Source organism: Legionella feeleii, assembly GCF_001467625.1.
Lineage (GTDB): Bacteria > Pseudomonadota > Gammaproteobacteria > Legionellales > Legionellaceae > Tatlockia > Tatlockia feeleii.
The window spans coordinates 118,801-142,988 of sequence record NZ_LNYB01000031.1; the positions used below are offsets into that span (position 1 = coordinate 118,801).

The window sequence follows — 24,188 nt, forward strand, 5'->3', positions numbered from 1 at the left end:
ACCAAGGTGTTTGTGTACCGACGCTTCAAAAGATAAGTCTAACGTAAGTACTCACAAACCAAACTGACGAGCGGTACTACTGGTAAATTGGGTGTGGCAGGCGCCACCGGTTTAAAAAAACCTTGTGCAACAACTGTTTCGACTGGCGGAATTAAAGCAGCAAAAATAGCCCGTTCCCGCGCTTCACGTTGTACTCGCTTATTATCGATAATACCTGCAAAACCTGCTTTTACTCCTCCAACCAATCCACTAATAGCGAGATTTTCTATTTCTTGCGCAATTTCTTCCAAAAATTCTGGATAGAGGAAAAGAGCATTAAAATTAGCTTGTGTTAAAAGTCGAGGCTCTCCACCTACTAACCAGTCCTCCTCTACTTGTAACCAATATAACGCTCGAGCAATGACTTCAGCCTTTTCTTTATGTTTTGTTAGAAGAGCAAGATTCACTATGCCATGCTCCCCTTTAAGGAGGCCTGCACGGTGTAATGTGACAATAGCGCTAGCGAGATCTTTAGCATGCTCTGGATGTGCAACAAGCACTGTATAATATTCTTTAACGAGCTTCGCACTGGTTAGCGCAACAATACCGGCGGCAAGACTTGAGGCGTACTTTTTATGTTGAATGAGAAGATCGAAGTAAAACTGCCCCTGAGACCCGCGAAGCAATCTGGCATGCTCAAGCGCAGCCATTCCCTCTGCAATCGACCCAACATGATCCAGATTTTGCATAAGACACAGGTAGTTGGCTTTGCCTTGGAAATTGTTAAGCATACGCGCACGTTCTAAAACCTCTAGAGCGTTAGCAATTCCTTCAAGTTTCTCAATATCTTTCTGGTTTTCAAGCAGAATCGCTTGATTTTTTACCCCTTCGGAACCAGAAAGCTGCCCTGCTTTTTTTAATGCATTTAATGCTTTCTGAACTAATTGTTGCTGAACAGCCATAATTTTCTCACTCACGTGCTCAAGTCAAAGACAAGGAAGAATAAAAAGTGAAATTATTGTATAATATTTGACAAATAAGAACAATAAATTTTCTATTGCAAATAAAAAATAGTAACCATTGCTGCTATTTTTGACTCTGAAGGACAGTTTGCCTGGCTCCTGCATCACCTAAAGAAAGTCTTAGCAGCGGTAAATTGGGCGCTCTGCATCGGCCTTTTTCACAAATAACCAATGAAACCAAACCGATTATAGTACCAAAAATATAATAAGCAGCGGGAGCAATAAGATAACCTGTTTTTTCAACTAACCACATCATCACAAGTGGCGTTGTCCCCCCAAAAATTGAAATGCCGAGATTAAAAGCGGTCCCAAAACCACTGTAACGATATTGCTGAGGGAATAAAGAAACCATATAAGCATTCAGCGGCGCATAGCTGATAGCAATTAAAACTGACATCAAAACCAGCGCTTTAGTAATATTGACAATCTCACCAGAAATCAGGAGATGGAACACAGGGAAGCTTAGCAACATCATGCAAATCATACCCGTAATAATAATCTTTAAATGACCGATTTTATCGGCTATAAGGGCAATAAAAGGCTCCAGAGAGGCGTCTACTGCCAACGAGATGGTAATAATCAACGTCACCTGACTCAACGACAAATGAAAATAACTATGGAGGTAACTGGCAGTAAAAACATAAGTACCAAACGTCATAATACTAACTAACCAGGCAATACCTATAATGCCAAGCATGGTGAAAGGCATTTCTTTTAGAGCGGTTAAAAAAGGACGTTTTGGCTTTTGGTTTTCTTTAAGATGAGTATACTCCGGGGTTTCATTAACATATATTCGTAAAAAGAAAACAAGGATTCCAGCTAGTAATGCGACTGCAAAACCTAAACGCCAAGCCCATTCAGGCATAAATGAAGCAGTAAAAAAAGACGCAGCCAAGCCTGCCAAAATCATACCGATACTGTAGGCTGAACTGGTTAAGCAGCCATAAAATGCCTTTTTGCCAGCTTGGGCATGTTCAACCAGAAAAATAGCCGAGCCGGTAAATTCAGCACTGGCAACAAACCCCTGCAGCATGCGAAATAACGTAATTAAAAGAGGGGCTGCCAAACCAATTAGATGATAACCGGGGATTATAGCAATCATTGCTGTCGGTATTGCCATCGCCAGAATACTAAAGGTTAGTGCCTTTTTTCTGCCATAACGATCGCCCACATAACCGAAAAAAATTGCCCCCAGCGGTGCCAAAAGGTAGCCTACGGCAAAGACACCAAAGGCACTAAGAAGCGCCGCATAACGATTGTCATTGGGAAAATAGGTAGCGGCTATAATAGGTGCAAAATACCCGAAAAGAGCAAAATCATACCATTGCAAGGAGGTACCCAACACACCAGCCCATAAAGCCTTGATAGACGACGTTTGCTTATTCATGATTTTCTGTCAGTTTATCAATGCAGGTTTTTTCGCATTTATAAATGGCCAAATCAGCAAGTTCAATAGCACCCATGCTTTTATAGAAATGACTTGCTGCACTATTATTCCGCTTTACCCACCATTCAACACGCGAACAATTTTTGGCTTTTGCTTCCCCAGCAACGTAAGTTAATAGCGCTTTACCAATACCTTGTCCCCGGAATTCCGGTGAAACAAAAAGATTTTCCAGATAAATGCCAGGGACAGCATTAAAACAAATATTGTGGTAAGTGATGTTGTACATGGCTATCCCAACCACATTTCCATTAACTAGGGCAACAGCAACAAAATGATAAGGATTAACACCAAATAACAACTCCCCCAATTGCTGCTCAGTAATTTGAATCTTATCCAGGATTCCCTCATGTTTAGCGAGTTCCCTTATCAGAGAATAAATAGTTCCCAAATATCGAGGTTGGGCTTGAATGATTGCCAACATTAAACACCCTTGATCATTAGTTAGATGGATGAACACGAAAAAGATATAGTACCCGTCGCTACTTTGGCAACCCCCTCACCTGATTTTAAAAAATTAGTTCTACCTAATCCTATGTTGTGTTTAAAATAGTTCAAATTCACCTTGGTTACTAATTAATGAATACTCTCTTCCACCTTGCCTTTCCTATCCATGATTTCAACCTGGCAAAAATTTTTTACCACGAGCAACTTGGTTTCGAACTAGGCCGGGAGTCAGACCATGCCGTGATCATCCAATTTGGTTCGCATCAAATTGTGGCCCATAAAATCGATCTGCCCCTCCCACCACAACAAAGTATCTATCCAAGGCATTTTGGTTTAATTTTTACAGAAAAAACCGAATTTGATGCTTTTATTCAACGTATAAACGCCAAACAAATTAATTATGAAGTACCCCTTAAAACACGCTTTTCCAATACAAGAATTGAACATCAAAGTTTTTTTCTGAAAGATCCAAGTAATAATCTCATTGAATTTAAATATTATACTTACCCGTCCGCTATTTTTGGTGAAAAAGATTACAAGGAAATTGGCGAAAGCTAGCACTGATGTTAGTATTTATTGACTATTATCACGACCGGTATTTAACCTGTCAGGATCAGCTTTGTTTCAATCATTGATAGAAGGTTTTCTCAAAATGAACAAAATAATTGCGCATGGTTTTAAATTGTTATTTCTATTTTTTTTGCTCACTTCTACCGCTTTCGCCGAACCAGGTATTGTTGTCTTCCAAAGTGATTTTGGCATTAAAGATGGTGCTGTCAGCGAAGTAAAAGGCGTCATCTACTCTGTCGATCGTTCCCTGATCGTTTCCGATTTAACCAATGAAATCCCGGCTTATAACATTTGGGAAGCCTCCTACCGTCTTTATCAGACAGCCCCCTATTGGCCCCAGGCAACCGTATTCGTTAGCGTCGTTGATCCTGGAGTAGGTACAACGCGACGCTCCGTTGTCGCCTTGACAAAAAATGGTCAATATTTTGTCACCCCCGATAATGGCACTCTAACCCTCATTGATGATGCTTATGGGATTAAGGAAGTGAGAACCATCGACGAAGCAAAAAATCGTTTAAAAGGTTCTACCACCTCTTACACTTTTTATGGCCGAGATGTGTATGCCTATACTGCGGCCAAATTGGCTGCAGGCAAGATTTCATTCGCTGAAGTTGGTCCTGTACTGAAAGAACCAATCATCAAACTGCCCTACCAAAAAGCGACTATTGAAAACAATGCTTTGCACGGGACAATTGTTATTCTTGATGCTCAGTATGGGAATGTCTGGACTAACATTGATAAGAAACTGATGGAAACTTTTGGTCTTAAAGCCAATGAACCTTATCGGGTAACCATTTATCATAATAAAGTTAAACAATATTCTGGCGTCATCTCTTTACATAATACCTTTGGCGAAACCCAAAAATACGCTGATTTACTTTATTTAAATAGCTTGCTTAATTTGTCACTGGCGTCCAACCAAGAGTCTTTCGCCAAAAAACACCATATCGGTGCAGGTCCTGGCTGGACTATTACCATTGAAAAAACCAAATAAATTTAACAGCTCCCTCCGATCCTGGGTTTGCGACGAACCCAGGATTGCAGCCCTGGCGAACTAGCCTTAGAGTGTGGGGAAAGCTGGCGCACCGCCAAGAATTACCTATTCAGACCAAGAGCTGACGGAGTTTCTTAGTCACGGGGATCCAGATTAATGCGACTCAATTGGATTTCGATACAGGTTCATTTTTTGCCTTCGTGATTGATAGCGCTTAAATAAAAAATTCTCAAAATCTGAAGATCGCCGTTATTGCCATGAACAGGTTTCGAAGGGGGAACGCAAAACCAGCCTCGAGGCTGAACAGGATAAGAAGTGTGCTTACCTCATTGGCTGGTCTATCAGTCTTAAGTCAATTTATTATTTCAATGATTGCCAAAACGCAATATGAGCGCCGGTGGGATCAACAATAATGGCAAAACGTCCCAAATCCCCTGCTGGCGTGACAGGCATTTTGACTGTAGCCCCCGCATTTTTTGCTTTGGTTAAGATACTGTCAACATCATCGACTAAAATATAGCCCATCCAATGTGGTGGAATCTCATTTTTTTTATCATTAGGAATTTGCCAGATCCCGCCAAACTCCTTGCCGCCACCACATTTAATCATGGTGTAAGTCATATCTCCCATGTCGTGGTCAGTAAACTCCCATCCAAGCACTTTGCCATAGAAATCTTTTGCTGCCTTCACATTTGGTGTAGCCAATTCATTCCAACAAAATTCGCCGATCTTTGGTGTATCCATCATTTTCTTCCTTTTTAGTAAATCGACTTAGCAACGGAATTTAATCATAAAAGAAATCAGAAGTCTCTTGCGAACCGAATATCACCTCAGCTTAATGCTTTAAACCTTGCATATTTTGATATTTATGTTCAAAATATAATCATTATTTGCGTGCAGAAACTGCTAAATAAAAGAGATTATACGATGATTGGCCCCACAGCGATTCTGGATCAACTAAGCAACGATAAGAAGCCTACCTTCAGAGAAATACTGACCAGCTTAATCAATAAAGCGAACCGGGAGGAAATTTCTACTATTTTATTAGGAGAAATACATGATAACAGTCCTACCTGGCAAGCTATTCTTGCCAATTTAGATGTCTTATCCCGCTCCAAAAAAAGAGTGGTTTTAATTTTCGAACATCTTAACCAAGATTCAAACCCTGATTTTAAACGAGCACTTGGCAAAGCACAGAAAGGCTCAAATAATCCTTTAAAACATGTTCAAGCAATGCAAGAAAAAACTATTGATTCTTTCATTTTTTTCTTGGCCGTTACAAATGCCGGTATCCCCGTTTTAGGTGCAGAAAACAAGGCTAGCAATCCTTTTTACAAGCTCAAAGGCCAAATTCCCATGGAAACCCTTAGAGAGATGGAAAAATTTCAAAGAAGCCCAGATAGAATCATTAAAACAAATGAAACCTTCGCTAATTTCATTAAAGAATACTGTGGGGACGATATACTACCTATTTTTGTAGGTGGAGCAGCACACCCTATCCTATTAAAACAAGGGGATCTAATTTATGATCCAGGTATCCAAGGCAGAATTCCCAAGAGTGTGGCTATCTATTTAGTCGACTCAACCACTCCCACAAGCCAAGAAAACGCTCCTTATTATGCTACAGATCGTAATTCATCAGGTAACTATGATTATCAAGTAGAAACCAATAAACTGGCACTTTACAAAGACAGTTTTGATAGCATTCCCCAATTAATTGATAAAATAAAATTTTTATTAACTGCTCTTGATCAAATAATGAGAGGTCACGCCTTATTTTTTAAGGACTCTACTTTTCTTTTAAAAGAGGATACCAATGTCATTCTTTTGGCTTTCCAAGCTAGTGTACAGAAAGAAATTAAATTCCTCGAATTTGATGTTCTTGTTGAGCACTTGGTAACATTTAAAAAATCTCAGAACGATAATGATTCAAAACCATCTTTCTTTAAATCGAAGGACTCTATTTACACATGGGAATTACTAAAAACAGCGATTTATCACGACCTGGCTACCTTACTGCACGATGAGATTAAGCATCAAAGTATAACCAAGTATGTCAATAGCCCCACCAAGTCTCAATAGAAAATGGAACTTAATCATTGCTTAATCCTTATTTGAGTTCCTATTTCTTGATTTTTAATAGATTTTTCCAAAATTCCATTGCATTGAGCATTCTCTGTATGGTGCTCAAATCCTCTTTGGCTGGCTTGTACACTCCCCTGTTTCTCTTTGCAGTCCTTTCACTCAGCGAATTTCGAAAGAAGCCTGATATACCGAATAACCAACAAATAACCAAACTAAAAATTAAAATCACTATTTAGAAAGGAGTGGAACATCACGTTTGCCGATCTTTTATGCAAATATGGGCTATATTAATTGATAGGAAAAATAATAATTAAATAATCCAACTCAAGGAAATCATATGAGAAAGAAGCTATTACTGCTATTCGCAGTCACTACGACTTGTTTCTCCTTACCAACGTCAAACCTGCCTTTAAGCAATGACCTAATCAACAGGAATAATGTCATTGAGGGGATCATGACACTGGTGAGTAATAAATATGTCCCCAGAGCCACTATTAAATCTTTTAATGAAACTAAAATTGAAGAAATGTTACGTAAAAAAGCGCCAAACTTAAATACAATGGTTATTGATAAAGTACTGGCTACCCTGACTTGCGCCAAAGAATATAATGTCGCACACAATAATATCTTAACGATTATTGATTATTCTCTGCCTTCCAGCGAAAAGCGTTTGTGGGTATTTGATTTAAACAGCGAGGAATTACTATTTTATACTTATGTGTCCCACGGCATTAAATCGGGAACCTTATTGTCCAACTATTTTTCCAACAAATACGATAGTAAGGCCAGCAGCATCGGTGTTTATACGACTGACCAAGCCTATTACGGCCGTGAAGGCTTATCATTGCGATTAGATGGCCTGGATAGGGGCTTTAATGATAATGCGTCGAATCGCTCTATTGTGATGCATGGCGGCTGGTATATGGATGAAAATTTCATAAAAAAATATGGCAGAGCGGGTCGAAGTTGGGGATGTCCTGCCCTTCCTGTACACCTTACAACACCGATTATCAATACCATAAAAGATAATTCATTATTCGTGATTTATTATCCGAGTGATGATTGGTTTTTAAAATCAAAATTTTTAAATTGCCATCATTTTTCTCCTTTACAAAGTTCATACAAATTTGAGTCAGAAGAGAAACCACCTACAGAACAGCGCGAAGCCGTACTTTTTGCTGGCCTGAGTAAAAATAATGAAGCAATTGCCGTCATGGCTGCCGATCATTACGAACGGATATTCCATACCAAACCGCCCTTGGAACGCATGCTGCGGCGTCAAATTGAGAATATGGAATACATTGCCTTGAGTAATACTGAGTTTAAAAATCTGGTCTCCAGCAATGACAAAGATAGCTTGAGTTTTATTTATTTTGTAGTTCCTGAAGTTAAGATGCAACGCGGTTATTATGTCACTGAAATGAAAATTGTGCCCTTAGGCAGAATAAAAGAGGTCAGGCCACATATTGATTCGACCAACATTACTGAACCAGTTAAAAATTATACTGTTGATTTTGAGGAAAAATCCTCTGTTCACTTACGGACAACTGATCAGTTTATCCGTTGGTTAGGCCTCTAATTTGAGTGATCAGAAAGTCCTTGCCGGTTTACCCGGCAAGGAGATTAGCAATTAACTGTATATAGTAACAGTTTCAGTCATGCCCTTGGTTCCTTGATGGCTAGGGTTATCATCATTAGACCGCTCAAGAACTGGTAACTGTACATTAGTATCATCTTCTCTCGCCAATTCCTCAACAGTGGATTGGAATGTATCTGGTACATCACCCAGAGAAGCGCCTGGACGGTTAAAAAATCCGGCCAATTTACTCTTTTTCAGGGTGCTGACAGTCTCTGTTGCAAAAGCTCCCGAATTCCCTTGCGAAGCCACGCCCTGAGACATTACTGATGCTACAGGTTTTTCAAGTGGTTTCTTATTAAAAAATCCAGCCAAACTACTCTTTTTCAATTGTTTGACCGTTTCAGGGGAAAACACTTCTGATGTTGAAGCGCTTGTTTGCCGGGGCGCATCTTGAATATCAACATCAACCTTTTCAGCATAAAATTCCTTCGCAAAAGCTTCACGCTCCGCGCGTATAGCTTCCAATTTTTTAGACCTTTCCGCATAAATTTGCCGTGAATGAAGTACAGAGAGAGGCGTGTCTTTATGTTGACGCTCCTCGGCACGGTCATATCTTAATCCCACCATAGTATGTTCCAAGCTCTTACTCATATCTCGGCAGGTACCTTCTATTTCTAGCCCTTCACGCAATTCATCTCTATCTTCTTTGGTGTATTGGTAATAAGGATCGTCCTCAAGTTCTTTTTTCAAACCAGTACGTACTTCTTCTTGATAGCAGAGAGTATACGCTTCAATGATCCTTTCAGCATCGATTGAAGTTAGAAATTTTGGTACGCCAGCTAAACTTGAACCATTATGAGTAGACGCTTTATCATGTTTAACAAAATTTCTCAAATGTTGTGCAAGAAGCTCTGGAGTCACATCAGTATTAAAACGATAGTGATTGTGGTTGTGAGCAGCTTCATTAGCTGTCTGATGTTGTCGTTTTACGTGTAATGAATTGGTACCACGATAATAGCCTACACAACCTTCAGAGATTTCACGATGTCCCAAACCTGCTGTGCTATAGACCTCATTACGCCATTTCTGTGAAGTATAATCATATTCAAGTGGAGCAACCATTGACCAGGTGATACTTTGACGAGTGACGGAAAGATATAGACTAGCCGGCGTATACATATCACCCTTAAACGGGCCAAAAATATTACCGTATTTTTCTACATCGTCCAGGTAATCCTGATAAGCTTGAGTTGGCGCTTGATGACACTCACCATTAGGGGATGGAACATCTATACGAAAAGGCATAATATCCCCACTTTTTAGGGGAGAATAGACTAGAGGCAATAACTGCGGCCTTTCCTTACCTTCCTAATTCCATCAATGTGTTGGATGATTGCCTGCTTAAGACTAATTTCCGGTTAATAACAAAACAGGTGTCATTATATTTCACCAACCTTAATAAATTATTAATTATGAACATTAATTTCATTTTTATTTCACAATGTATTTAATTAGATCTAGTTCCAAAGGCGTGATTTACTATTGATAGTTGTCTCACCAGACGCCCACAGGTACTGATACTGCTGTCGCTCGCAGCAGGCTTTCTGTTGAAAAAGCCATTTTTTGTCCGTAAAAAGTCATTTAATATCAAAAAAAGTATTGTTATATCCTGAAATAGCTAGAAAACTAGTGACTACCCCTCAGGTAGTGCATACTATTGACAACAGTTGATAGGTTAAATTGATTTATAGGGAGCTCAGATGAGAAAAACAAGGATGTGTGTCCTGCTTACTTTATTAACTTTATTTGGCCTATCAAGCCTCCTCAACAGCTGCTCTTGGAACCAAAAAAAGCCGGTAACAACGGAAGATGATTATGGCGGTGGCGGATTAGGTGCAGGCAATGGCGGACCAGGTGGCGTGGGCGGTGTTGGCCGTTAATCAGTTCAAGTTTCCTGGTTGAAAAATCAATTGTTATTCAATGGCTGGCTTGTTTTGTCGCTAAAAATACCATTTTCAAACCAATCAAAGTAACCGCTGTGGGCGCATCTTGGTAAAGGAGAGTAACTGGATTCCACGTATAAAACACAACCTAGATAATTATTTAAATCCATTCAGGTGTGTTCCCTGCCTGATTGTAGGGAGCCATTTTGATATAACCGCCATATAAGTTGCATACTTTGTAAAGCTACTGTCGCATCGGTTAAAGGTTTTTGATTAGTTGTTATGCAGGTTAAAAAATGAAGCATTTCGTTGTGATACATTTCACTAATATCCACCTCTCCTTTAAACAACAGCTCCTCTTTAGTAAAACCGGTATAAAATTGCTTTGTATCTTTTGTACTGCCCTTGGAGTAGAGTGTAATCGCTGATTTATTAAAGTCAGCCTCCAACATCCCCTTTGAACCATGAGCTTGCATTAAATAATCATTACGAGTGCCACGCGCCCCCCAGGTACCAAAATAATAACCTAACGAGTTATCGGGGAATTTTAAGCAAACATTGGTTGTGCCTTCTTTTTCCATCCAGGGGGTTTCCTTGTTTGTACCCAGAAAAAAACCTTCAACCGGTTGCCCCAAGAACCACATCAATAAATCGATATAATGACAGCCATGACTGAACAGCTGTCCACCACCTAAGGTTTCTTGTTGATTATGCCAGTGATCCTGTGGAAATTCCGTATGCTGTTCAGTCCAAATAGACAATTGAAATAAGTCCCCACACTGTTGCTTGTCTAACAACGATTTAAATTGTTGCAATAAGGGATGAAAACGCATGCATAAAGCAACCATTAGAACGAGATTCATTCTTTTACTGATAGCGATTAATTCTTCGCACTCAATTTGTGTGAGAGCCAAAGGCTTCTCCATCAACACATGCTTGCCTGCTTCCAAACAACGTTTGCCATAATAATGATGTAAATGATTCGGTGCCGCAATGAGGATTGCATCTGTAGCGGCAATCACTTGTTCATCGAGGGAGGTTGCCAGGAGAGGATTGGCAAAATAATTTGCCATTTTCCTTGCCCTCTCCAGATTGACATCGACTAAGGCCGTCACTTCAAGCCCCTTTGCCCTAAGTGACTCGCTGGAAAATCCTTTATAACAATTTACAATATCGCCACAGCCAATAATGCCAAGCCTTATCATCTTGCCCTCTATCTATTATGTTTATTTATCAACCTGTTTACTACTGACAGAATTTGACAGCACCGTCATCTAAACTAGGTTAAAGACGCTGGATTCTGCCATATTTGCCGGACTTGAACCATCGGTTAAAACTTACCCTTTAAGTTTTAACCATCATGAATTTCGGGCTGATTACTGTTATCTCCCAGCTCCTGTTAATTAATAGTTATTAAGGAAAATGTTATGTCTGACAAAGAACCGTATTTAACCCACGTGCAAAATTTTATTGTTTCGGGACTAAGCGTAAGAACAAAAAATGATTACGAATTCGATCCCCAGCAGGCTAAATTACCTAAACTATGGGAACAATTTTATAATCAGGATATCGTCAAAAAATTTCTGCAAGAACAGAGCGATTTACCCCTATTTGGAGTCTACTCGAATTATGAAGCAGACTTTACAGGATCCTACACAGTTACTGCAGGGATAGAAATGAAGAGTAAACTGCTTTTACCTGAATTTAATTCCGTTACTATCGAGACAGGCAATTACCTCGTCTTCGAAAATCGGGGGCCCATGCCTCAGGCAATCATCAAAACCTGGCAAGAAGTATGGCAATATTTTTCATCAATAAGACCATTCAGAAGAACCTATATCACTGACTTTGAAATATACAAAACCCCTGAAGAGTGTGCTGTATATATAGGGGTTGACTAACTATCTGAATATACTCGTAGTTTAAAGGCCTGGATTAGGGCTTCTACCTTCATCCAGACGACGGCGTACTTATAGCATGATATTCAAGCGCCGCAACGAACGCAGGGAATCAAGCCATAAGCGCCCCAAGCGAAAAGAAAGGTCAGTAGTCCTTAAAACCTAAGGCTATTGGACGGTATCTCCGTATTTGTTTTCTCAAAAATTAATTCTGTAAGTTGTCGGCTAAGTTCTTTACGCAAACGCTCTTTCTCATCAAAATTATTAAATTGAATATTGGTGAAAAGAGCGCGGTAGATGTCATGGCTGTCATTAAAGGAAAAGGTACAAAGCCCATTGATCTCTCGTAATTGTTTACAGAGATATGTTAAGCCAGGGTTATCCTCTTCCAAGGGGAGACTCCTAGACAACGCCTTATCAAGTTCTGCTGCGGAAGTATAGGTTGCTAAAAGTAATAGCGAATCAAAAACTTCCAGGCGCTTGATTCTTTCTTTAACATCTGCGGTGCTATTTAACGACTTATGCACCTCATCGATAAAGTCTGTCATTCTTTCCAGTATTTCTTCCACAGCATTTTCTCCAATGCAGACAACACGCGTCTTGAATTTATCAAATCTGGCCTTTACATGCCCTATCCATCATTTCCGCTTGGATTCTGGGTGGAAGTCGCAAACAGCTTGCTCAGGTAAAGAGGCAAGGAATTTTTCTGCCATCCTATCTGCACTGATATCATGTAATAGCCGTTGTTTATGAACTTCTTTAAGGCTACCATAATGCCCATAGATTATAACTGTTGCCAACAATTCCTTTTCCATTTCGGTCGAATCTGACATTTTTTTCTTCAGCGCATCAACATCGTTCACTTCCATAACAATCTGCCCATCTGTTTCTTTTTTTACTGTTAAACAAGGTTTTTGATTTTCACCATTGAGTACAATTTGATAGCCAAAATTCATGGCGGCGAATAACGAATCAACCTGAAACTCCGCTTTTTTTAATTTTTTGAAAAATAGGCTGTCATCGCTCTTTGCACCGATATTAACACGCGCTTTATTAAAGAAAGAAGCCAATCTGACTAAAGCACCTTTTTCTTCGCTAATGGTCAACGTTTTCGTGCCATGGGTATCAACAGTCGCAATTAATGGCGGCACTGTCCCCTTGGGAATATTGGTGTCATAAAACCTGATAGTAGAATTAGGGGTACAATATCTTATTAGATTCAAACTGGCTGTTTTGTGCATGTTGATCAAACTGCTGGTGTTAACATGCCGGCCTTTATCAGCTGAGCCAGCATCTTCCTGCATTGCCCGTTCATAGGAGCGCCTGACAACCAAACTCATATCATCAAGACAAGCACAAACGACAATAGAATTATTATTTTTTTCCACCAGTTCCCGGTGAGACGGCTTATAAGTTACACCATCTACAATAACATTAGCTCTTTCTACCGTTTTTGCCTTCATCCGGTCTTCAACTATTTCGCTAATAAGAAAAGCACTGTCTTGGGTTCGAATAAAAACCTGTTCAATCTCCTGGTCTTCAAACCCCTCTGTAAAAGGCAAAAAGACACCACGATAATCGTCCGTAGCCAGTGAAACATAATCCTTACGATCTTCCCGATTAATATACTGGCTGGAAATGGTACTTTTACCGCTGGCTGCAGGCCCTAAAAAGACAAAGTCATGATTATCTGCGAGTGGATAGACCGTCTTTTTCTTAAGTCCATTCTGCTCAGTATAAACATCCAGATACTTATCAAGAAACTCTGTCATCGCTTTATTGATTGATTGTTTTCTTAACTTATTCTTCTCCATTTCAAAACAAGACGTGAATTTATTGTAGTACTCGTAGCTATCCTCTTCGAGCATGGGGTAGATGGTTGTCATTCTGGCTTTTGCCTTTTTCATGCATTCCTGATATTGGCCAGACTCATCACCAATATCCAGGGCCCTCATTATCTGATGCTCATACTCCATAAGTTCCGAAGTGTGTTTATCATAAATTAAAAGCTGTAATTTTTGAGCTATTTGGTTGAGATCCTCAACATCTACACGGTAGTCAGTAATTAACCTCGCAGCAATATGCAGCAAAAGCGCTGTTTGCATCTTTGGGACTAACACATCCGTTAACCATGCTTCCCTGGCAACTTGTGCATGCGCTAATTGGGTATCGATATCACCGGCCATAAAGCCAGGCTGCAAGATACGATTATGAGCTTCTTGCAGTTTTCTTTCACGCTCACTCCAACCGGTAAAGTCTTTAAGTGTTAAAACATGCCTCATGTTGTAATGTCGCTGCGCTTCCGCTCTAACCTCAGTTAAACTCGCAGAAAGAGGGTTGAATGGTTTCGTAGGGAAAGTCCACGTTTTATCCCATCGATCAGTTGCCTGCACTTCCTCGCGAAGTGTATCCAGTGATAAATGTTTATAACCATCAATCGTCACACCACGTCTTATTCTTACACTACTTAGGTGTTTAGTGGGTTTATCCTTTTTTGGACGGGTTTCACTTTTGTGGGATTGAATGATATCTATCAGTGATTTCTTTTTATGCAAATGAATCGTTGGCGTTTTAAGCTGCTCTGCAGGATTAGGCAATTTAACAGAACCAGCGTAATTAGGATTGTGTTTGACATTATAAAATTGCATACCTGCTTCCAGTACTTTTCTGGTGAAGTCATTAACACCATGAATTTCACCAGTCAGATTCCCCGGAATCACATCAAGAATCGTATTATTTCTATCGTAAATAATCGTCATTACATAGTCGCTGGGATTAACGTGCGTAAAAGCAATTTCGCTCATTTTATTTTTACCCAGAGGATCTAAATAAGAATGCGAATGAAACGCTTCTTTACCGCGTAATATATAAATGATCTTAACGTCCCTATCGCCACCATATTGAATTGCCACATCGAGTTTATCAGTTGCCGAACGTGTTCCATCAACACCGGTAGCCGCCAATGAATTGGCAGCCGTTGCCGAACGTACCTCATGTTTCTTGATGTTATTCTCTTGTCCAATAAGTAAATGACTGTCAGCAGAAAATTCACCGCTACGCGTAATTTTTTTGGCAAAGGCCCTTGTCTCTTCTAAGGTATTGGTTAAATTTCCCCCACGAAAAGACATGGGGGCTTCATTCAGCTCTAACTGATCATTTTCATAACTACGAACAGTATAATAATGATGAGTATTACTCTTTAACTGGGTAGAAACATGCTCTTTCATTTGCTCCCGAAATACGGTTAAAGGCGGTATATTTCCTTGGTCCCCCCCCAAGATCCTTATCATTTTTTTATTACTTACCTGGCGAACCTGGACACTGGAACTCCCATTAACAAGCGCATTGACTAAATCAACCAAATTGAGCCGCAAGGAGTCAGAAGAATCCATTGGATCGATAACATACCGAACCACTTTATCGTTCGTTGAATTGAAAATCATTTTTCTAACAAAATCGTCAAAATTTCCTTCTGTACTTGGAAAACTTTCACCCGATTTTATTAATGGCGTATTACCATAATATTCTTTTAGCCAGCTTAAATGCCCAACCAGCTTAAGTAATTTTTCATCTAACTCGTTATCTGTTTCATTGGGATTCGTATCTAATGATGCAATTAATTCAACAATCTCTCTCATTAAAAGAGAAACTGAATCAACTTGCTTTATAAATTCTTCATCTGTTGTAAAGGGTTCTTTGGCTTGGTGAGCAAAACGTTCCAAACTGCTAAAATAGCGGAGACAAGCACCTTCAGCGATATGACTTTTTAATCTGGGTAAATTACCCTGCTGCAACCATTGGTAGATACAAAATTTATTGGCTTCATCTTTAACCAAATCGACTGCAGGTAGATGTGATAGAAATAAATCATGGTGTGTATCACCAGCTAAATATTCAATTCCTTGAGCCTTTAATGAGGCCGTACTATGAAACGCCATAGTAGATGTGTGCCCTCTCTGTGCTGTTATTCTCAGAATCAAGGGTAAAGCTTCTCGCAACTCGTCTTCGGAAGTATTTTTATCAAGATGAAGGCTTAATTGTTCCCAGCGAAATGAAGCTGTAACTTTCTCACCATCAGGGGCTATCACAGTATAATAGAGCAGATCATCAATGATCTCGAGGTATAAAGTATTTTTTTCCAATACTCCCGAAGGAGGGGCTTTTAACCGCAGATCGCAGCTAATAGCGGTAAAAAAATGAAGTAATGTTTGTTTGCTAATCTCTTGGGGGGCTTGGACTTGATCGACCGTCGCTCTATTTCTATTGAATTCGTTGGCCAGGGTTGTTGTGAAGGATTTTAAAAATTTATCATACAAAGGGTTATTAACCACGAAATCAAGCAATTGATTATAGTCATCGCTGTCCTTAACTTTTTCAAAATTAGGAAAGTTTTTGGTTAATTTATCCTGCTCAAGTAAGAAAGCACTATAAGCCTTGTCAAATTGCTCAACGGTGGTAATACCTGCTAATTCTAATTCTTCGTGAGTCAATTGAGTCAACTGTTTGCCAGTGATGCGTAAAGCTAATTTTTGCGTGAACAGCGAATAATCAGGATTATTATTAAGCGTATCTAATACAGAGTCTAAGGCGGCCGCATTAAACACGTCCGCAGAGCCCAGTTGTTCAATCACCTCTTGTTCTATCCACACACCACTTTTTTCAGCATCCTGCAGAATAACCAAGGCCACCTCTGGCACAATATTGTCCCATTGATAGGGTTTCCCGTCGCGGCCTTCCTGGTAAGAATAGCTCGTAGCCGATAATTCAATTGCTTGACGCAAAGTATGGTGATACTGATAGCGTGGAATATCGGATGAATCTATGGGACTAAAATTAACCCGTTTTTTGGTATATAACTTTGGCATTCCTGACTCTTTGGCACATCAACTCTCTTTGATAACTTTTAGCACACAGAGATTAATATTTTATTAAGACGCATGAATTATTACAAAAGATAACCATCTTATTGACGGAAGTTATCGTATTATTTATTCCTCATTAAATATGCTCAAAAAATATGCTTTTCACTACTATCAAAAGTCTGTAGAGTAATGAAATACTTTTATTGGTTTGCTTTACTTAGAGTGCTGCATTGTGTTTCTGTAGGGTCGGAGGGGCCCAGTAAAAAATGGATAAAGAATGAATAAGACTATTACTAATGAAGCTTTTAACATCATTAAACAATTTAACCATCTCAATGCTTCACGGGCACCCATTACTGCCTTTTTACCAATTGTCGATGCAGACAATCTCCTTATCACACTTCGTGGCAGTAACATTGTTTTTAAAGGCATCGCGGGTTTTGCTGATCACCAAATTGGTAAACTGATTTATTTCGATCAGAAATTTGATTGTGAATTACAAAAAAGCCATATGCAGGGAAATAAAGTCATTATTGAAACAAAGGGCAGTTGGTATGCGAGAACCTGGCAATCCCCTGCGCCCTACAGCCAACAATTGATTGCCGATTTAAGTCATACGTGGGAATTGGAGAAAAAAGACAAACAATCAACTTATATTATTGTGACCCATATTTGTGAAACCTTTTCTTACCGAGCTGGTTTTTCGCCAACCGATATTCCCCGGGATTTTCATTTATCTTTATGAGCTCAGTTACTCTATTTAAATGAGATAATAGCTAATAAAGAACAGTCTGCAAAAAAAAATGCCGCACCAGAATCAAAACCCATCTTATTGAATTATTTCATTTAATCTCAATCTGCTCTCTATCCTGCCGTCAGGGCAGCAAGAATTTCCTTTCTTTTTAAGCTATGATAGCCATTTTTTACCGGGGAGATATAAAATCATGCCTTCAGTAAAAGAGGTCATTGATGCATTTACAGAAGGGTTCCAATATCTGGATGGCGATAATCAACGAAAAAGTCGCTGGTATGAAGTGGGTTATAAAACTTTTTTTGCCCAAAAGCCACTCACTCAAGATCTGGAAAATGCGGCTAAAACCTGTAAGAGGGAGCTGGGATGCCTACGTTCGTTACTAGGAGAGAACGATTTTACTGCAAATAAAAAGGCTTTCTTCGATATTATTGCGCGGGCCCTCAAAACAGCACAAGTTAAACGTTGTGGGGCGGCTTCAGTGAAAACTGATACTTTCCAGAGCGGTAATGAGTTCGTTCTTGAGCGTAATTTGGTACCGAAAAAAGCAGGTTTATTTGAGGAACAACTAACAGCGGGCCTCGAAAAAATTAAAACCAAACTTCCTGAGCTACGGTCTGAAATGGATATAGCCATTGAGAAAATAATTGCCAGTGAACCAAAACCCCTACTATTTTTCCATGAGAACAGAAAAACTATTAATGGCCGGATGTCCTCTTCAGAGACCCCTTATGTCCACGAACTTCAACATTCATACATGAACGCTGAAGCCCGTGAAGAGTATGCTAATAAAACAATTGAAACACTGGCATTCTAGAGCAGTTGCATTAGCTCGTCTTTAACGAGCTAATGCTCTTACTAAGGACGATAACAACAGCACCTATCTTCGAGAACACCTCTAAGAATCCTTTCCAATTTCCTCATGCAATCTATCTATAAAAAGCACCCTATCAAACCCGATCCCGCGATTTAAGACCCTCTTTTTTATACTAAACTTAGTATAGCGATCTATTAAAAGGAGTTTACCATGCACGAATCATTACATACCTTATTTCTGGCGCAAGCTGTTGGGCTTTACCTGGTAATTATTGCCATTATTATGTTAGCTCGTGCGAGGTATTATCAAGACTTGTTAACTCACGTCAAGGTAGGAAGTTCCGCTATTGTCGTAGCAGCAACCCTGGGGTTAATTCTTGGTATCATTCTCGTCCTTGTGCATAACCTTTGGATTTGGGAATCAGAAGTATTAATTACTATTTTTGCCTGGTGCTTGTTAATTAAATCGATACTTTGGTTATCTTTCCCAGAATTTATGGTAAACCTGACGCATAAAGTGTATTCAGGATCGGGATATTACGCCGTGGCAATTATAGCCGGAATCATTGGTATTGTCCTGATGGCACACGGCTTCTTTCTCTTTCAGGGGCATGTTTAATACCCTCAAACGGGATAGTGATCCCTATAACCGGATTAGGTTTTACTAATCCGGTTATAGAGCTGTTTTAACTTATCCATTACGACTATTTCTATATTTTATTGCAAAATAACCTGTTGTTCCTATGACCACTCCCCCTAATGCAAATAAAGAAAATTTTGTCAGTAGGCTCCATGATTCCTGACGTTTTAAAGCAGCCTTGGAATACTCATTAAACTTCATTTTTTGACTTTTTTCATTACAATCGTGTAAAGAGTCACTAAACTCACTGTTAAGCTTTTTACTTTTAAGATAGGTAACGATGTTATTATTTTTAGCATATTCATCATAAGCTGAGGTTGCTGGTAAACCCGTCTTTTTAGCATATAGTTTAAGCCCAATGTGTTTGTCTTTATAAGTGATACATAACCCTGTTGGGCTTGGTTTTGGATGATTTGGAATGACACTAAAAAAACTCAACCGGTTTTCGAGGCTGGCGACGGTTACTGCATTTTTAAAGAAATTATCTCCTGCCTGCGATAAACTTGAAGACAGCATCACGCTATGTGGAGTCAGCAAGAAAGAGAATTGATGGGCATAAGAAGCACTAAAGCAACTGCCTAAAACAATTACACCATGAACGCGTACGTTTTTTGCTTCTAAAGCGAGGCATATTTCCTCTACATCTTTTGCCTTTAATGCTGACAACATTCCCTGTCCATCCCAGGCCTGTTTAGGCCAACCATGCCCCCCGCCTATATACAGTACTCGCAATTGCTGATGAGGCTTAATTGCTCGCTCCGCACTAATTTTTACATAATCGCTTTCTGCTTTACCACAAGCATCCGCATTTAAGGCATTTGAGTAAATAATTAAGGTGATTCCCTGTTTTTTAATTTTATCTTGAAAATAAGCACGTATCTCTCTAGTTTCCTGAGCAGCGGAAAGGCTTTTGGGCTTATCCAAAGTGGTTCTTAATAACTCTGCCATAGCATGTAAAGGATTAGGATGCACAAAACAATCTGATTTGATTTGGTTCCACTCACTCGTAGTTAAGCTTGCTTTATTAAGAAGTGTCTTTAGCTCAGCCAACTTTAATCCAGCCAGATAAGGTTGCCTGGCATCTTGAACAGTCAGTTGATTAACTTTTTTTTGAAATCGCTGACCATCCGTTGCTACTGTTACAAGATACCATGTTGTCTGGACCTCATCATAGACAAAGCGAATCTCATTTCTAACCGCAGGAATATCTTCCACCTTTTTGCTGGTATTAGTGGGTTTGACAATAAATTTATCAAAGGTAAAACATACGCCATCTCTCTCATAGTATACCTTGGCCATTCTAAGTAGTTTAGCGGCTCCTGGAGATGCCTTGGCAATCTCGGCAGTGAAATTCATTCCATTATTAATTTCAGCCAAATTTAGAATGTTTAACAGATCAGCATTTTCAAGTGTTGCTGTGTTTAGAAAAAATATAGATTTACCCATGACAAACCATTTTGATTTAAAAAATCGCAATGGTAACAACGGAAAATTAAGTAAACATTATGAACATATTGAATTGTTATTGTTTATTCAAAAAAATGCCTGGATAGTCTGAATTTATTTTTCACAGCCCCAATCGTCCCCCTGACGTCGATGACTATCGAGCCGATAGGGGAGGATTTTTATATTGTAACCAAAGCAGGATAAAACCAAGGATTGGCATGAAAATATCGGTCCAAAAAATAATACCAGCATTTCCGGGCGCATAATTATCGGCAATGAGCATTTGGTAAATATGCCCCCCTGCTGCCCCCCATAAAAACATGGCAGGAGCAATCACTGTCGCCGCACGAAAACCGAGCTTGCTCGAAAAACTAATGATACCAATAACAGCAAAGCCCAGGCTGGCAAAACCCACCTCAAGTTGAAAGGGGCTTTGCGCCCAACCAATGAATTGGGCTGCCATATCACCTAAAAAAACATGCATGACAAAATTATATAAATAGCTAATGCCGACGTTAAACAACAGAAAATAAGAAAAAAGAACGTCAATAACTTCCGCCTTCTTCAACCTGGATTTTAATGTAAGTGCAAACGCGGCAAACAGGACACTTAGAATAAATAGTGTCAGGGTAAAATTACTCAATGCAAAGATTATGAGTTGTTGCATACAATATCCTTATAGAGACTTTTCATTAGCGCAAATCAATTTTTACAGACATCACTCAGATCCCGGAACATGGTCAAACAGAGCTTTTGATGTACTCTATTAATTTTTAAAAATAAAATAGGCTGCTCCCACCATACATAGGCTTGCATACAGGAAATTAACTCCCAACGGTTTATTCATGTAGAAATAGGCAAATACTACAAATACACTCATTGTAATAATTTCTTGTAATATTTTCAGTTGCCCTAAATTGAATTCTTTATAGCCCAAGCGATTCGCAGGCACTTGCAAGGTATACTCAAAAAATGCGATAGCCCAGCTTACTAAAATAGCCAGATATAAGGGTTTATCATTAAGATTTTTTAAATGACCATACCAGGCAAATGTCATAAAGATATTGGAGCCAATCAGTAAAAAGATAGTCTTCATTCGGTTTCCTTGGTATTTAGACCATTACAGTCGATAGATATAGCGTACATTATTCTTCTATGCTAAGTTGAAAGATATGGCAAAGGAAAATCATATCATGAATAAATTTATCGTCAGCTTACTGTTATTACTATCATTCACTTCTGTTCAAGCCGAAGATATTCCTGAAGTACAGATCCAGCAACAACAATTCGATCAGAATCTTTGTGTACAACAAAGCGTAGAGCGATGCACTGGAGTCAGGTGCCCGGACTCAAAGGATGATAACTGTATACAAATCTGCACCGAGATGGCTAAAAATGAGTGTCGCTACGCTGGAGAATAACTCCCCCTCTAATCAGGACAAATAGCTACCCACTCATAAGTATTCTTGTTGGCATTAAAGACTTTTGATGTAGGGCAGGCTGTATTCCCCATTGGTGGTGCTGCAGGGTTCTGCGAGGGGCATATCCCGGGACAAGGCTGGTCAAGAAAGATTGTACTGGCACAGAGCCTTCTATCCGACAAGTCGCAAGTACATCTACAAGCAGTGACAGCTTCTGCTTGAAAAGAAGATAAAAAGAGAATCAATAGAGCGAAGGTTTTCATCTGACTAATCCTTTTTCCATGTGTTCTCTGTTGAACTTGGTCAGCTCTTCCTTGTTCGTTTCATAAATTATAGACTTATTGTATTGTTTTTGCACAAAAGATAACTGGGCGTTACTCCCCTTCATTGTAAAAAAGAATTAGCAGGGATTCAGCCTGCAGAATTTGTAGTTTCCAATTTATAAAAAGCGATACCTCGTCCCTTTAATTAACCTTCGCTCTCCCGCCTAAGGTGAAAGCAATTGTTGACTCCAACCACTTGTATTTTTCACATAGTTTATCATTTCAGAAAATGATTCTGAGCCTAAGGTATAAAAATACATCGTGTCAGGGAATACACGAAATCCACTATAAAATTCACTCATGGGGAGCGATGGGACATCTTGATATTGTTGTTTAAGTACTGCAAGTTTTTTGTCTAACTCAACAAGGGAATCGATAGCCTTACCTGAGGTAGACGCATAGGTAGAAAAACGTAATTGGCGTTCGCGTGGAAGAGCTCGCCAGTAAATTTCATTTTCTTGTAAAGAAAGCGGCTTGGCAACTCCTTCCAGGATAATCTGTCGCTGCTGCATTGCAAACCAAAAAGTCATTGAAACCTGTGGATTCTCCGTTAACTCGATAAACTTTCTTGTTCCCCGCTGTGTAAAAAATAAAACGCTCTCACTCTCCTCCTCAATCGCTTTAATTGCTACCACACGGCTATGCGGAATACCCGCAGAAGTCACCGTCGATAAAACAGCTCTGTCAGGACATACTGAGCCGGCGTTAGCTTCCTGGGCTAACCAATCCGTTATAAGATTAAAAGGCATTTACTCTCCTGGTGGCATCAATGCCGAGAGTATAACTGACAGGAGGAAAAGCTAGAATAAGACTATTTACAAAGAGGCAGTTATTTAGATTTCCAACGACACAAGAATCGCTTCATTTCAAAATAAATGACTCGTAGTAAATCAAACAGGGCAAATTCCCAAATTCCAACCCACAAATTAGGACGTCCCCCTAACTGCAATAATCGTTCATTACATTGACTGCAAAAGTAAATTTGAATAGGCGAACTACTCAACTGCTTCACTATTTCTATTTTTGGAGTCACACGAATACCGCATTTCTTACAAAAAAATTTCATAGTCATCTCATCAGCCATTTGGCTTAAATTTAGAAAATGTCTCATTCAATTTGGCATAAAGATCCTGTAATGGATTTGCCTTTTCCAGAAGATGGTGAACTTTCTCTAGTTCAAAAAGAACAGGATATCCTTTTTCATATAAGACAGACCAATATTTAAAACTTTTTTGCAAATTTTGAAAATTTGTTATCTCTTCTGACAGTTTTTTTGCCAGTATATAACTTGCTATATCATCCCCTTTGTTAGCTCGAACTTCTATGCGTGCAAGATAGTCTTGGGGTGATTCTTGTTTATCAGGCTTATATTCTGCAGCACCAGCTTCTTTTTCCAAACTGGCAATACCCTTATTAAAAAAGGTAAGCATTCCCGCATGTTGCTTATAAAATTTTGAAGTGAATTTTTTTAATTCCCATTGTTTAGGATCTAATTCAGTATCAACATAGGCCTTCGAATCAGCAGAAATAATCATTTCAAGACCATGGGTTTTGATACTGTTTTCTAATTCCCCCTTCCATGTTTCCAAGCCTGAAATTTGTATTGTTTTAAGTTGAGGGACCAATTTAAGTAATTGAGTAACCTCTCCTTCCTTCAGATAAGCCAAACCAAGATCAATACTGGTAATTTTTGCCAGATCCGTGTGATGACTTAACACTAAAAGAGGGTTTGCATGTAAAGATAAATTAAGATGACCCTCGTTGACTTTGGGAATATGAAGTTCTTCTTTTGTCAGTACATAAACTAAATTTCCCTCTTCTAATTGGCTAGGCTGATATTGAGCATGCCACCCAATTTTTTTGGCAATCTTACGGGTAATTAGGTTCAATCACCATTTAATTATGCCCAAATAGCAATGGCAGCGAGAGCAATGGACGAGATAAAAATGGAGTCACAACGGTCATATC

At 39.3% G+C, this 24,188-nt stretch carries 24 protein-coding genes; 10 read left to right on the forward strand and 14 right to left on the reverse strand.

Annotated features, from left to right (window positions below; all coding sequences use genetic code 11):
- Nucleotides 1-38 precede the first annotated feature (38 nt).
- From Lfee_RS05665 to Lfee_RS05675, 3 genes are all read right to left on the reverse strand, one after another.
- Nucleotides 39-941, reverse strand: coding sequence for a hypothetical protein (locus Lfee_RS05665; RefSeq protein ID WP_058444749.1), 903 nt, complete (start codon nt 939-941; stop codon nt 39-41).
- Nucleotides 942-1,065: 124 nt separating this feature from the next.
- Nucleotides 1,066-2,388, reverse strand: a complete 1,323-nt coding sequence (locus tag Lfee_RS05670; protein ID WP_058444751.1) for an MFS transporter — start codon at nt 2,386-2,388, stop codon at nt 1,066-1,068.
- Entirely contained in the window at nt 2,381-2,869 is a 489-nt protein-coding gene (locus Lfee_RS05675; RefSeq protein WP_058444753.1) for a GNAT family N-acetyltransferase, read from the reverse strand. Before Lfee_RS05675 ends, Lfee_RS05670 begins: the two co-directional genes overlap by 8 nt.
- 155 nt (nt 2,870-3,024) lie before the next feature.
- Here Lfee_RS05675 and Lfee_RS05680 point away from each other — a divergent pair, with 155 nt between their 5' ends.
- Both Lfee_RS05680 and Lfee_RS05685 read left to right on the forward strand, forming a co-directional pair.
- Nucleotides 3,025-3,450 carry a VOC family protein gene (locus Lfee_RS05680; RefSeq protein WP_058444755.1) on the forward strand — a complete coding sequence of 142 codons (426 nt, stop codon included), beginning with the start codon at nt 3,025-3,027 and terminating at the stop codon, nt 3,448-3,450.
- A 94-nt stretch (nt 3,451-3,544) separates the two neighbouring features.
- Nucleotides 3,545-4,456, forward strand: a complete 912-nt coding sequence (locus tag Lfee_RS05685; RefSeq protein ID WP_058444807.1) for an SAM hydrolase/SAM-dependent halogenase family protein — start codon at nt 3,545-3,547, stop codon at nt 4,454-4,456.
- Nucleotides 4,457-4,816: 360 nt separating this feature from the next.
- Here Lfee_RS05685 and Lfee_RS05690 read toward each other — a convergent pair whose 3' ends face one another.
- Complete coding sequence (locus Lfee_RS05690) at nt 4,817-5,200, reverse strand: VOC family protein (protein WP_058444757.1); 384 nt, start codon at nt 5,198-5,200, stop codon at nt 4,817-4,819.
- Nucleotides 5,201-5,383: 183 nt separating this feature from the next.
- Between Lfee_RS05690 and Lfee_RS05695 the strand changes: the two genes are divergently transcribed.
- Together Lfee_RS05695 and Lfee_RS05700 are read left to right on the forward strand one after the other, a co-directional pair.
- A complete protein-coding gene (locus tag Lfee_RS05695; protein WP_058444759.1) occupies nt 5,384-6,538 on the forward strand; it encodes a hypothetical protein in 1,155 nt (384 codons plus the stop codon).
- Nucleotides 6,539-6,878: 340 nt separating this feature from the next.
- On the forward strand, nt 6,879-8,120 hold the full coding sequence (locus tag Lfee_RS05700; RefSeq protein ID WP_058444760.1) for a murein L,D-transpeptidase catalytic domain family protein: 1,242 nt from the start codon (nt 6,879-6,881) through the stop codon (nt 8,118-8,120).
- Between the two features lie 51 nt (nt 8,121-8,171).
- On the opposite strand, the gene Lfee_RS05705 is transcribed toward Lfee_RS05700, so the two are convergent.
- Nucleotides 8,172-9,425, reverse strand: a complete 1,254-nt coding sequence (locus Lfee_RS05705) for a hypothetical protein (RefSeq protein WP_058444762.1) — start codon at nt 9,423-9,425, stop codon at nt 8,172-8,174.
- A gap of 455 nt (nt 9,426-9,880) precedes the next feature.
- Between Lfee_RS05705 and Lfee_RS05710 the strand changes: the two genes are divergently transcribed.
- On the forward strand, nt 9,881-10,060 hold the full coding sequence (locus Lfee_RS05710; RefSeq protein ID WP_058444764.1) for a hypothetical protein: 180 nt from the start codon (nt 9,881-9,883) through the stop codon (nt 10,058-10,060).
- 173 nt (nt 10,061-10,233) lie between these two features.
- On the opposite strand, the gene Lfee_RS05715 is transcribed toward Lfee_RS05710, so the two are convergent.
- Nucleotides 10,234-11,268: a Gfo/Idh/MocA family protein gene (locus Lfee_RS05715; RefSeq protein ID WP_058444766.1), complete on the reverse strand. Its 1,035-nt coding sequence runs from the start codon at nt 11,266-11,268 to the stop codon at nt 10,234-10,236.
- Between the two features lie 222 nt (nt 11,269-11,490).
- Between Lfee_RS05715 and Lfee_RS05720 the strand changes: the two genes are divergently transcribed.
- Nucleotides 11,491-11,964 (forward strand): GyrI-like domain-containing protein, encoded by a 474-nt coding sequence (locus Lfee_RS05720; RefSeq protein WP_058444768.1) that lies wholly within the window; start codon nt 11,491-11,493, stop codon nt 11,962-11,964.
- A gap of 152 nt (nt 11,965-12,116) precedes the next feature.
- Here the strand turns inward: Lfee_RS05720 and Lfee_RS05725 are convergent, their stop codons facing one another.
- Both Lfee_RS05725 and Lfee_RS05730 read right to left on the reverse strand, forming a co-directional pair.
- The gene (locus tag Lfee_RS05725) at nt 12,117-12,530 is read right to left on the reverse strand and encodes a hypothetical protein (protein ID WP_058444770.1); all 414 of its coding nucleotides are present in this window, start codon (nt 12,528-12,530) and stop codon (nt 12,117-12,119) included.
- A 69-nt stretch (nt 12,531-12,599) separates the two neighbouring features.
- The gene (locus tag Lfee_RS05730) at nt 12,600-16,826 is read right to left on the reverse strand and encodes an ATP-binding protein (RefSeq protein WP_058444772.1); all 4,227 of its coding nucleotides are present in this window, start codon (nt 16,824-16,826) and stop codon (nt 12,600-12,602) included.
- Between the two features lie 274 nt (nt 16,827-17,100).
- Here Lfee_RS05730 and Lfee_RS05735 point away from each other — a divergent pair, with 274 nt between their 5' ends.
- The 3 genes from Lfee_RS05735 to Lfee_RS05745 all read left to right on the forward strand — a co-directional run bounded on the left by Lfee_RS05735 (nt 17,101) and on the right by Lfee_RS05745 (nt 19,009).
- Complete coding sequence (locus tag Lfee_RS05735) at nt 17,101-17,568, forward strand: hypothetical protein (RefSeq protein WP_058444774.1); 468 nt, start codon at nt 17,101-17,103, stop codon at nt 17,566-17,568.
- Nucleotides 17,569-17,767: 199 nt separating this feature from the next.
- Nucleotides 17,768-18,391: a hypothetical protein gene (locus tag Lfee_RS05740; protein WP_058444776.1), complete on the forward strand. Its 624-nt coding sequence runs from the start codon at nt 17,768-17,770 to the stop codon at nt 18,389-18,391.
- A 210-nt stretch (nt 18,392-18,601) separates the two neighbouring features.
- Nucleotides 18,602-19,009: a hypothetical protein gene (locus Lfee_RS05745; RefSeq protein WP_058444778.1), complete on the forward strand. Its 408-nt coding sequence runs from the start codon at nt 18,602-18,604 to the stop codon at nt 19,007-19,009.
- A gap of 72 nt (nt 19,010-19,081) precedes the next feature.
- On the opposite strand, the gene Lfee_RS05750 is transcribed toward Lfee_RS05745, so the two are convergent.
- The 3 genes from Lfee_RS05750 to Lfee_RS05760 form a co-directional block, all read right to left on the reverse strand.
- Complete coding sequence (locus tag Lfee_RS05750) at nt 19,082-20,476, reverse strand: hypothetical protein (RefSeq protein ID WP_058444780.1); 1,395 nt, start codon at nt 20,474-20,476, stop codon at nt 19,082-19,084.
- A 154-nt stretch (nt 20,477-20,630) separates the two neighbouring features.
- Entirely contained in the window at nt 20,631-21,143 is a 513-nt protein-coding gene (locus tag Lfee_RS05755) for a DUF6790 family protein (RefSeq protein ID WP_058444782.1), read from the reverse strand.
- A 99-nt stretch (nt 21,144-21,242) separates the two neighbouring features.
- A complete protein-coding gene (locus Lfee_RS05760; RefSeq protein ID WP_058444784.1) occupies nt 21,243-21,572 on the reverse strand; it encodes a DMT family protein in 330 nt (109 codons plus the stop codon).
- Nucleotides 21,573-21,945: 373 nt separating this feature from the next.
- On the opposite strand from Lfee_RS05760, the gene Lfee_RS17390 reads away from it, so the two are divergent.
- Nucleotides 21,946-22,119 carry a hypothetical protein gene (locus tag Lfee_RS17390; protein WP_156413362.1) on the forward strand — a complete coding sequence of 58 codons (174 nt, stop codon included), beginning with the start codon at nt 21,946-21,948 and terminating at the stop codon, nt 22,117-22,119.
- Between the two features lie 265 nt (nt 22,120-22,384).
- On the opposite strand, the gene Lfee_RS05770 is transcribed toward Lfee_RS17390, so the two are convergent.
- From Lfee_RS05770 to Lfee_RS05780, 3 genes are all read right to left on the reverse strand, one after another.
- On the reverse strand, nt 22,385-22,969 hold the full coding sequence (locus tag Lfee_RS05770) for a pyridoxine/pyridoxamine 5'-phosphate oxidase (protein ID WP_058444788.1): 585 nt from the start codon (nt 22,967-22,969) through the stop codon (nt 22,385-22,387).
- Nucleotides 22,970-23,049: 80 nt separating this feature from the next.
- Nucleotides 23,050-23,286, reverse strand: coding sequence for a hypothetical protein (locus tag Lfee_RS05775; RefSeq protein ID WP_146751374.1), 237 nt, complete (start codon nt 23,284-23,286; stop codon nt 23,050-23,052).
- 10 nt (nt 23,287-23,296) lie between these two features.
- Nucleotides 23,297-24,109: a hypothetical protein gene (locus tag Lfee_RS05780; protein WP_058444792.1), complete on the reverse strand. Its 813-nt coding sequence runs from the start codon at nt 24,107-24,109 to the stop codon at nt 23,297-23,299.
- Between the last annotated feature and the right edge of the window lie 79 nt (nt 24,110-24,188).

Excerpts from the sequence above, each read along its gene's own strand:
- Lfee_RS05700 (WP_058444760.1), top strand. The coding sequence starts at position 6,879 with ATGAGAAAGAAGCTATTACTGCTATTCGCAGTCACTACGACTTGTTTC.
- Lfee_RS05685 (WP_058444807.1), top strand. The coding sequence starts at position 3,545 with ATGAACAAAATAATTGCGCATGGTTTTAAATTGTTATTTCTATTTTTT.
- Lfee_RS05720 (WP_058444768.1), top strand. The coding sequence starts at position 11,491 with ATGTCTGACAAAGAACCGTATTTAACCCACGTGCAAAATTTTATTGTT.
- Lfee_RS05680 (WP_058444755.1), top strand. The coding sequence starts at position 3,025 with ATGAATACTCTCTTCCACCTTGCCTTTCCTATCCATGATTTCAACCTG.
- Lfee_RS05690 (WP_058444757.1), bottom strand. The coding sequence starts at position 5,200 with ATGGATACACCAAAGATCGGCGAATTTTGTTGGAATGAATTGGCTACA.
- Lfee_RS05715 (WP_058444766.1), bottom strand. The coding sequence starts at position 11,268 with ATGATAAGGCTTGGCATTATTGGCTGTGGCGATATTGTAAATTGTTAT.
- Lfee_RS05670 (WP_058444751.1), bottom strand. The coding sequence starts at position 2,388 with ATGAATAAGCAAACGTCGTCTATCAAGGCTTTATGGGCTGGTGTGTTG.
- Lfee_RS05770 (WP_058444788.1), bottom strand. The coding sequence starts at position 22,969 with ATGCCTTTTAATCTTATAACGGATTGGTTAGCCCAGGAAGCTAACGCC.
- Lfee_RS05730 (WP_058444772.1), bottom strand. The coding sequence starts at position 16,826 with ATGCCAAAGTTATATACCAAAAAACGGGTTAATTTTAGTCCCATAGAT.
- Lfee_RS05675 (WP_058444753.1), bottom strand. The coding sequence starts at position 2,869 with ATGTTGGCAATCATTCAAGCCCAACCTCGATATTTGGGAACTATTTAT.
- Lfee_RS05665 (WP_058444749.1), bottom strand. The coding sequence starts at position 941 with ATGGCTGTTCAGCAACAATTAGTTCAGAAAGCATTAAATGCATTAAAA.
- Lfee_RS05710 (WP_058444764.1), top strand. The coding sequence starts at position 9,881 with ATGAGAAAAACAAGGATGTGTGTCCTGCTTACTTTATTAACTTTATTT.
- Lfee_RS05735 (WP_058444774.1), top strand. The coding sequence starts at position 17,101 with ATGAATAAGACTATTACTAATGAAGCTTTTAACATCATTAAACAATTT.
- Lfee_RS05740 (WP_058444776.1), top strand. The coding sequence starts at position 17,768 with ATGCCTTCAGTAAAAGAGGTCATTGATGCATTTACAGAAGGGTTCCAA.
- Lfee_RS05760 (WP_058444784.1), bottom strand. The coding sequence starts at position 21,572 with ATGAAGACTATCTTTTTACTGATTGGCTCCAATATCTTTATGACATTT.
- Lfee_RS05750 (WP_058444780.1), bottom strand. The coding sequence starts at position 20,476 with ATGGGTAAATCTATATTTTTTCTAAACACAGCAACACTTGAAAATGCT.
- Lfee_RS05695 (WP_058444759.1), top strand. The coding sequence starts at position 5,384 with ATGATTGGCCCCACAGCGATTCTGGATCAACTAAGCAACGATAAGAAG.
- Lfee_RS05705 (WP_058444762.1), bottom strand. The coding sequence starts at position 9,425 with ATGCCTTTTCGTATAGATGTTCCATCCCCTAATGGTGAGTGTCATCAA.
- Lfee_RS05775 (WP_146751374.1), bottom strand. The coding sequence starts at position 23,286 with ATGAAATTTTTTTGTAAGAAATGCGGTATTCGTGTGACTCCAAAAATA.
- Lfee_RS05755 (WP_058444782.1), bottom strand. The coding sequence starts at position 21,143 with ATGCAACAACTCATAATCTTTGCATTGAGTAATTTTACCCTGACACTA.
- Lfee_RS05745 (WP_058444778.1), top strand. The coding sequence starts at position 18,602 with ATGCACGAATCATTACATACCTTATTTCTGGCGCAAGCTGTTGGGCTT.